At 68.9% G+C, this 7,550-nt stretch carries 8 protein-coding genes; 2 read left to right on the top strand and 6 right to left on the bottom strand.

The window, feature by feature from the left end; all coding sequences use genetic code 11:
• Nucleotides 1–131: 131 nt before the first annotated feature.
• Both C5E10_RS00660 and C5E10_RS00655 read right to left on the bottom strand, forming a co-directional pair.
• Entirely contained in the window at nucleotides 132–1,484 is a 1,353-nt protein-coding gene (locus tag C5E10_RS00660; protein ID WP_104329980.1) for an ABC transporter substrate-binding protein, read from the bottom strand.
• Between the two features lie 110 nt (nucleotides 1,485–1,594).
• Entirely contained in the window at nucleotides 1,595–2,071 is a 477-nt protein-coding gene (locus C5E10_RS00655) for a GNAT family N-acetyltransferase (RefSeq protein WP_181062569.1), read from the bottom strand.
• Between the two features lie 104 nt (nucleotides 2,072–2,175).
• Between C5E10_RS00655 and C5E10_RS00650 the strand changes: the two genes are divergently transcribed.
• Nucleotides 2,176–3,195 (top strand): acryloyl-CoA reductase, encoded by a 1,020-nt coding sequence (locus C5E10_RS00650; protein WP_104329978.1) that lies wholly within the window; start codon nucleotides 2,176–2,178, stop codon nucleotides 3,193–3,195.
• Between the two features lie 22 nt (nucleotides 3,196–3,217).
• Here the strand turns inward: C5E10_RS00650 and C5E10_RS00645 are convergent, their stop codons facing one another.
• Entirely contained in the window at nucleotides 3,218–3,565 is a 348-nt protein-coding gene (locus C5E10_RS00645) for a helix-turn-helix domain-containing protein (RefSeq protein WP_104300409.1), read from the bottom strand.
• Nucleotides 3,566–3,645: 80 nt separating this feature from the next.
• Here C5E10_RS00645 and C5E10_RS00640 point away from each other — a divergent pair, with 80 nt between their 5' ends.
• On the top strand, nucleotides 3,646–4,305 hold the full coding sequence (locus C5E10_RS00640; RefSeq protein WP_104329977.1) for an FMN-dependent NADH-azoreductase: 660 nt from the start codon (nucleotides 3,646–3,648) through the stop codon (nucleotides 4,303–4,305).
• A 166-nt stretch (nucleotides 4,306–4,471) separates the two neighbouring features.
• Here C5E10_RS00640 and C5E10_RS00635 read toward each other — a convergent pair whose 3' ends face one another.
• The 3 genes from C5E10_RS00635 to hemB are packed head-to-tail and all read right to left on the bottom strand — an operon-like array spanning nucleotide 4,472 to nucleotide 7,529.
• On the bottom strand, nucleotides 4,472–5,107 hold the full coding sequence (locus C5E10_RS00635) for a DedA family protein (protein ID WP_104329976.1): 636 nt from the start codon (nucleotides 5,105–5,107) through the stop codon (nucleotides 4,472–4,474).
• Between the two features lie 47 nt (nucleotides 5,108–5,154).
• Entirely contained in the window at nucleotides 5,155–6,507 is a 1,353-nt protein-coding gene (hemL, locus tag C5E10_RS00630; RefSeq protein WP_104329975.1) for a glutamate-1-semialdehyde 2,1-aminomutase, read from the bottom strand.
• Nucleotides 6,504–7,529, bottom strand: a complete 1,026-nt coding sequence (gene hemB, locus C5E10_RS00625; protein WP_104329974.1) for a porphobilinogen synthase — start codon at nucleotides 7,527–7,529, stop codon at nucleotides 6,504–6,506. Before hemB ends, hemL begins: the two co-directional genes overlap by 4 nt.
• Between the last annotated feature and the right edge of the window lie 21 nt (nucleotides 7,530–7,550).

Here is a 7,550-nt window from a genome sequence, read left to right as displayed (position 1 = left end):
GGGAGGGAGGGAGAGAGCAGAAGGCGGGGGCGGATGCTCGGCACGGGGACGCGATAGGGCCCAGCCCCAGCCAGGGCACGCGAAAGGGCCCGGGATGCGTGCATCCCGGGCCCTTCGCTCAGCGGATCAGCTTAGAGCTGGCCAGCCTCTTCTCCGATGTTGGAGTAGGTGTTGCCGTTGCCGTACTGGTAGATGCCGATCGTGGCCTCTGACGGGTCGCCGTTCTCGTCGAACGAGATCGGGCCGGAGACACCGTCATAGTCGATGTCGGTTCCAGCTTCGAGGAGCGCGACGCAGTCGGCGTAGGTGGTGCACTTCTCACCATCGACGGAGACCTTCTGCATGTTGTCCTTGATCGTCGCCGGGTCAGCGGCACCGCCGGCCTGAGCGGCGAGGGCTGCCAGGATGACGGCGTCGTACGACTCAGCGCCGTACGTGAAGTCCTTCAGGTCCGGGTCGATGCCGAGCAGCTGAGCGCGGAAGTCGTCGGAGGCGACAACACCGGGGATGGTGCCCTTGGCGCAGTTCAGCGTGCCCTCTTCGAAGTCAGCGGAGTAGTCGGCCATGTTGCCGTCGACCATGTAGAGCTTGTCGGCGGGGAAGCCCTTGGTGCCGATGAGCTGCGGAACGATGGTCGCCGTCTGGTCGAACGCGACGAGCGCGATCGCGTCGGGGTCGGCGGCCGTGACAGCGTCGATCTGCGCGGAGAACTGGCTGTCGCCCTCGTTGAAGGCTTCAGACGCGACGACCTCGCCGCCGGCAGCCTCGACTGCCGTGGTGATGCTCTCGGAGAGGCCCGAGCCGTAGGCGTCGTTCAGGTAGATGATGCCGACGGATGCGTTGCCGTCGTTGACGATGGTGTTTCCGTTGACACGTCCCTGGAGGATGTCCGAGGGGGCGGTGCGGAAGTAGAAGCCGTTGTCGGCGTAGGTGGAGAACTCAGCCGAGGTGTTCGCCGGCGAGATCTGCACGACGCCTGCGCCGGTGATCTGGTCGATGACCGTCATCGAGACGCCCGAGGATGCCGCGCCGACGATGGCGGACACGTTCTGGCTGAGCAGGTCGGTGACCGACTGCGTCGCGATGTCGGTCGACGTGTCGCCCGAGTCACGGTGGACGACGGTGATGTTGCCGCCGAGCACACCGGACGGCGAGGCGTTGATCTCGGCGACCGCGAGGTCGACACCGGCGATCTCGGGCGGGCCGAGGAAGGCCAGGGTTCCGGTCTGCGGAAGCAGCGAGCCGATCTTGAGCGCTTCGGAGCGCTCCTGAGCTGCAGGCGCGTCGACGGGCGTGACGTCGGCGACGGATGCAGCCGTGTCGGGCCCGCAGACTGCAGCGGCAGCATCGCCCTCCGCAGCTGGATCGCCGCCGTCGGTCGTCGACGAGCACGCAGCCAGCATGAAGACGCCGACGCTCATGGCGGCGATTCCTGTGGTGATGCGCAACTTCCTGGAGGGAGACGACTTGGCAAAGTTACTCATGGTGCTCCTTTATACGTAAGCAGAGAGCGAGCGCCGCGCAGCGGCGCCCGGATCTCAAGCTAGCCGCGGCACTGCGACTAACTGATTCATGCTTGTTACGAGCGAGTAAATCATGAGTCAGGGCTGGATGTGTATTTCACCATCGGCACGTGGGGAATGTCGTCCTCCATGAAGTTCTCACCGCAGCGTTCGAACCCGAATCTCGCGTACCAGGATTCGAGGTGCGCCTGCCCGTTGAGGGAGGTCGAGAGGCCTTCGCTCTCGGCGATCTCGACGAGGTGGCGGATGATCTGAGCCGAGTAGCCGAGGCCGCGGGAGCTCTCGGCGGTCACGACCCTGCCGATGGGGCGCGATACGTGCGTCGGCAGGTGCTCATCCGGCCAGCCGATGGGGAGGAGTCTCGCGTAGCTGTGCGGGTAGAGGGGGTCGTCGCCGATGAACGCATGCAGGGTGCCGTCGGCGAAGTCGGCCGTGTCCGGGTCGAGGTACACGCAGTCCTGCTCGACGACGAAGATGCTCGAGCGCAGGTGCAGGATGCCCCAGAGCTCGGCGGCGCTGAGTTCGGCGAAGGTGCGGACCGTGATCATGCCAGCCAGTCTGGCAGAGCGGCGTGCGGGCGGCGTGCGGCGTGCGGACGGCTCCGCGCAGCGCATGCTGGGGAGCTCTGATCCGCGCCCCCTACGATGGCGCCATGGTTCGCGGATACCTGACGACGAAGTCCACCGACGACGCGGGGAAGCCTCGCATCGACGTCGCGTTCGATGAGCTCGGCGACGAGCTGTTCGGCGACGGTCACCTCCATCGCGGCCAGGTGCTCGTCGACGTGGCCTACTCGAGCCTCAACTACAAGGACGCCCTGCTCCTCGCCGGCAGGCCCGGCGTGAGTCGAGCGGATGTGCTCGTCCCGGGCATCGACGTCGTCGGCGTCGTTCGGGAGTCGCGCACGCCGAACTTCGTGCCAGGCGACCGCGTCGTGCTGAACGGGGCGGGGCTCGGCGAGAGCAGGCACGGCGGCCTCGCCGAGCTGTGCCTCGTCGACGACGAGTCGCTCATCCACCTGCCCGAGGAGATGTCCCTCTTGCAGGGGGCCGCCATCGGCACTGCCGGGTACACGGCGATGCTGTCGGTGCTGGCGCTCGAGCAGCAGGTCGCGCCCGGCGACGGCGAGGTGCTCGTGACGGGTGCGGCGGGTGGCGTCGGCAGCGTGGCGATCGCCCTGCTGGCGGGACTCGGCTACCGGGTCGTCGCATCCACTGGCCGCGGTGACGAGGAGGGCGACTACCTGCGCCGCCTCGGCGCGGCCGAGATCATCGACCGGCACGTGCTCTCCGATGCGCCTGGCAAGGGGCTGCAGACGGAGCGCTGGGCCGGGGCCATCGACGCGGTCGGCTCGACGACCCTCGCGAACGTGATCGCACAGACGAGGCGAGAAGGGCTGGTGACGGCGTGCGGGCTGGCGCAGGGTACCGACCTGCCGATGACGGTCCTGCCGTTCATACTGCGCGGCGTGACGCTGCGCGGCATCAACTCGGTCGTGCAGAGCCTCGAGGTGCGGGCCGAGGCCTGGAACAGACTCCTCGAGCTCGACAGCGAACTGCTCGAGTCGATGACCGAGGTCGTCGCCCTCGAGGAGGCGATCGAGGTCGCACAGCCCATCCTCGATGGGGCGGTGCGCGGGCGAACGGTCGTGCGCGTGCGGGGCGACGCCTGATTCGAGGGCGACTGACGCTGGATCAGGCCAGCGGGGCGTGCTCGAGGTTCTCCGATGCCCACGTCCCGAGCTGCTTGAGCACGGGGATGAGGCGCTGACCGGCCGTCGTGAGCTCGTAGCTGACCGAGATCGGCGGGCCGTCGTTGACGGTGCGCGCGACGAGTCCGGCCCCGGCGAGCTCGGTCAGGCGGTCGGAGAGGACCGCGTCGCTGATGCCCGTCACCGCGCGGCGCAGGGCGACGAAGGTGAGCGGCTGCGAGCCGAGCACATCGATGATCATGCCGTTCCAGCGCTTGCCCAGCAGCGTGAAGGCGAGCGAGATGGCGCCGTCGCATTCCGCGGCGCCGTGCTCCTGCGCTTTCTCTGCCATGCCGCCAGTGTACCCGTGCTAATCTGCACAGAGTCGCTCTGGTTTTCATAGCGACTCTGTGAAATTTCAAGGAGCCCCGCATGTCCCTTCTCCGTATCGATGCCAGCCTGCTCCCCGCCACCTCCGCCAGCCGCGCGCTCGGCGACCTCGTCGAGGCCGAGTGGACCCAGGCACACCCCGACTCGGTCGTCACACGCCGCAACCTCATCGAGTCGCCCATCCCCGCCGACGCCTGGCAGAACGCCGTCTACGCTGGCTTCACGCCCGAGGACGACCGCACCGAGGAGCAGCGCGCCGCTGTCGCCCTCGCAGCGCAGCTGGCCGACGAGATCATCGCGGCCGACGCCCTGCTCTTCACCGTGCCGCTCTACAACTACGGCATCTCGCAGCACTTCAAGCTCTGGTTCGACCTCGCCTACACCGACCCGCGCACCAACGCTGGAAGCACGACGCTCGCCGGGAAGCCCGCAACCCTCGCGACCGTCCTCGGTGGCAACTACGACGAGGGCACCCCGAAGGAAGGCTGGGACCACTCCACGCCGTACCTCACCCGTCTGCTCCAGGATGCCTGGGGCCTTGACCTCCGCGTCGTGCAGCGTCCCTTCACGCTCGTCGGCGTCAACCCGGCCCTCGACCAGTTCGCCGACCTCGCCGCAGACCTCAAGTCCGAGGCCGAGACGAAGGCGGCGGAGTCCGGTCGCGAGCTCGCCGAGCTCCGCGGCAAGACCCACGCCGCGTAGGCAGGCAGAGCCCAGCTCGACCACTCCGGCCGTCAACCGCCGCAGGCACCCGGCCGTCGCCCGCCGAGCCGTCTCGGGATGGAGAACTCGCTTCGTTGAGGGAAATTTCTCTCAACGAAGCGAGTTCTCCATCCTGAGAGTTCCGGACCCCGGGGTCGGGATGCGCCTAGCTCGCGACGTCGGCCTTCCGACGGTCGGTGAGCTTCTCGAGCCAGCCGTTGACCACCTGCGCGAGAAGGCCCAGACCGATGGCCGTAGCCACGGCGAGCACCATCATGAGCAGAGGGTTGTCCGTGCTGAACGAGCCGAACACGGCGCCGATCACGACCGCATAGCCCACCCACACGGCACTCGCGAGCACCGACAGCGGGAGAAACCTCGGCATCGGCATGCGGGCGTCGGATGCGGCGAGCACCGTCGCGATGCGCCCCAGCGGCAGCAGCCTGACGGTGACCATGACCCACTTGGGACGGGTCTTCAGCTGATCGCCGACTCGCGTGCGCACGGCCGTGAGCCGGCGCCCGTTCATCCAACTCCACTTGCCGAACCCGACGCCCCTCGCGAGCCAGTAGGTGCCGATGTCGCCGAGCACCATGCCGACCACGCAGAAGGCGAAGAGGCCGAAGAGGTTGATGAGGGCCGTCCAGCCCTGATCTCCGGCGGTGAGGGCGGAGAGCGCCACGACCAGCGACTGGCTCGGCAGAAACGTGACGACGCCGCCGACAAGCAGCACAAGCGCCACGACCGCGAAGCTCCAGCCGGAGCCCCTCAGGTCGAGCACCCAGTTGGTGAGTTCCTCCACGTCGCCTCTAGGCCCTTTCTTCGACGGCTCGGCGTTCCAACGCGGCCCTACTCGGGTGCCGTGGCGTTGGCCGCGGCCCGGGCTGCTGCGGGGAGCGCCGCGAGAACGCGGTCGATGGCCGCATCGTCGTGGGCAGCCGAGACGAACCAGGCCTCGAAGACGCTCGGCGGCAGGTTGACACCGGCGTCGAGCATCGCGGCGAAGAACGGCGGGTAGCGCCAGGTCTCCTGGCGCTTGACCTCGTCCTCGTTCCGCGGCCCGCCGCCGGTTCCGGTCCAGCCGAGAGCCGCGCCATCGCCGAAGGTGAAGCTGAAGAGGTTGCCGACGTTCTGCACCGAGTGGGCGACGCCCGCGGCGGTGAGCGCCTCGGAGGTCGCGGTGCGAATGCGCTCGGCAGCCGCATCGACGCGAGCGTAGACCGCGTCGTCGGCGTGCGAGAGCGTCGCGATGCCGGCGGCGACCGCGACGGGGTTCCCCGAGAGGGTGCCCGCCTGGTAGACGGGGCCCTGCGGGGCGAGGTGGCTCATGATCTCGCGCGGACCGCCCAGGGCTGCGACGGGCATGCCGCCGCCGATGACCTTGCCGAACGTGTACAGGTCGGCCTGCCATCCGCTCGAGGACTCGGTCTTCTGCTCCTCGCCCCACCAACCCGCTGGGCCTGTGCGGAACCCGGTGAGCACCTCGTCGCAGACGAGCAGGGCGCCCTCGGACGAGCACAGCTTGGCGAGCTCGCGGTTGAAGCCGGGCTCGGGAGGGACGACGCCCATGTTCGCGGGCGACGCCTCGGTGATGACAGCGGCGATCTCACCGGGATGCTCGGCGAACGCGGCACGCACAGCCTCGAGGTCGTTGAACGGGACGACGATGGTCTGCGAGGTGATGGCTTCCGGCACACCGGCTGAGCCCGGGAGCGCAAGCGTCGCGAGACCCGAGCCCGCGGCCGCGAGGAGGCCGTCGGAGTGGCCGTGGTAGCAGCCAGCGAACTTCACGATGAGGTCGCGGCCCGTGTAGCCGCGTGCGAGACGCAGGGCCGTCATGGTCGCCTCTGTTCCCGTGGAGACGAGGCGCACCTGCTCGATGGGGGCGATGCGATCGACGACGAGCTCCGCGAGCTGCGTCTCGGCCGGCGTGGGGGCTCCGAACGAGAGTCCGCGAGCCGCCGCGTCTTGGACTGCCTCGACGACGGCGGGATGCGCGTGCCCGAGCAGCATGGGGCCCCATCCGCTGACGAGGTCGACGTACTCGTTGCCGTCGACGTCGGTCAGGTACGGACCCGTCGCGGAAGCGGCGAAGGGAGGCGTGCCCCCAACCGAGCCGTACGCGCGGACCGGGGAGTTCACACCCCCGGGCGTGACCTCGAGCGAGCGGGCGAAGAGCGAGGCGGAGACGTCGTGGTTCATCGTGCATCCACTCTGCCATGGGCCGCCGACACCGACGTGCCCGACTGCGACGCCAGGGTGCGCGCGAGCTCACTCGCGTAGTAGGTGAGCACGGCATCGGCTCCAGCACGTCGAATCGACGTGATGGACTCCGCGATCGCGCGGTCGCGGTCGATCCAACCGTTCGCCGCAGCGGCCTCGATCATGGCGTACTCGCCGCTGACCTGGTAGGCCCAAACGGGAACGATCGACTCCGCGGCGACATCGGCGAGCACGTCGAGGTACGAGCCAGCCGGCTTCACCATGACGACGTCGGCGCCCTCATCGATGTCGATGAGCGCCTCCCGCATGCCCTCGCGGCGGTTGGCAGGGTCGAGCTGGTAGGTGCGACGGTCTCCCTGGAGCTGCGAGTCCACAGCCTCCCGGAACGGGCCGTAGAACGCCGACGCGTACTTCGCGGAGTAGGCGACGATCGCGACGTCGGTGTGCCCGACTGCGTCGAGGGCGGCCCGCGCACTCGCGACCTGGCCGTCCATCATCCCCGACATCCCGAGCATCGCGGCACCGGAGTCGGCCTGGGCGATCGCCATAGCGTCGTACCGCTCGAGCGTCGCGTCGTTGTCGACACGACCGGCCGCGTCCAGCACGCCGCAGTGGCCGTGGTCGGTGAACTCGTCGAGGCAGAGGTCGGTCTGCACGACGATGTCCTCGCCGAATTCCTCCGCGAGCACACGGGCCGCGACATTGAGGATGCCGTTCGGGTCGGTCGCCCCCGAGCCCACAGCGTCGCGAGTCTCCGGCACGCCGAAGAGCATCACACCGCCAACTCCGAGCGTCGCCGCCTCCTCGACCGCGCGGCGCAGCGACTCGAGCGAGTGCTGCTGCACGCCGGGCATCGACGAGATGGCGATCGGCTCGCTCACGCCCTCGCGGACGAACAGGGGCAGGATGAGGTCGTTCGGGTGCACGCGCACCTCGCGGACCTGGCGGCGCACGGCGTCGCTCTGGCGCAGGCGACGAGGCCTGCGGCTCGGGGAGATCATGCGATCGTGTCCTTCCTCAGG

Origin of the sequence: Pseudoclavibacter sp. RFBG4 (assembly GCF_002931515.1) — a bacterium.
GTDB lineage: Bacteria > Actinomycetota > Actinomycetes > Actinomycetales > Microbacteriaceae > Pseudoclavibacter.
This window is presented reverse-complemented; position numbering and strand designations above follow the sequence as displayed.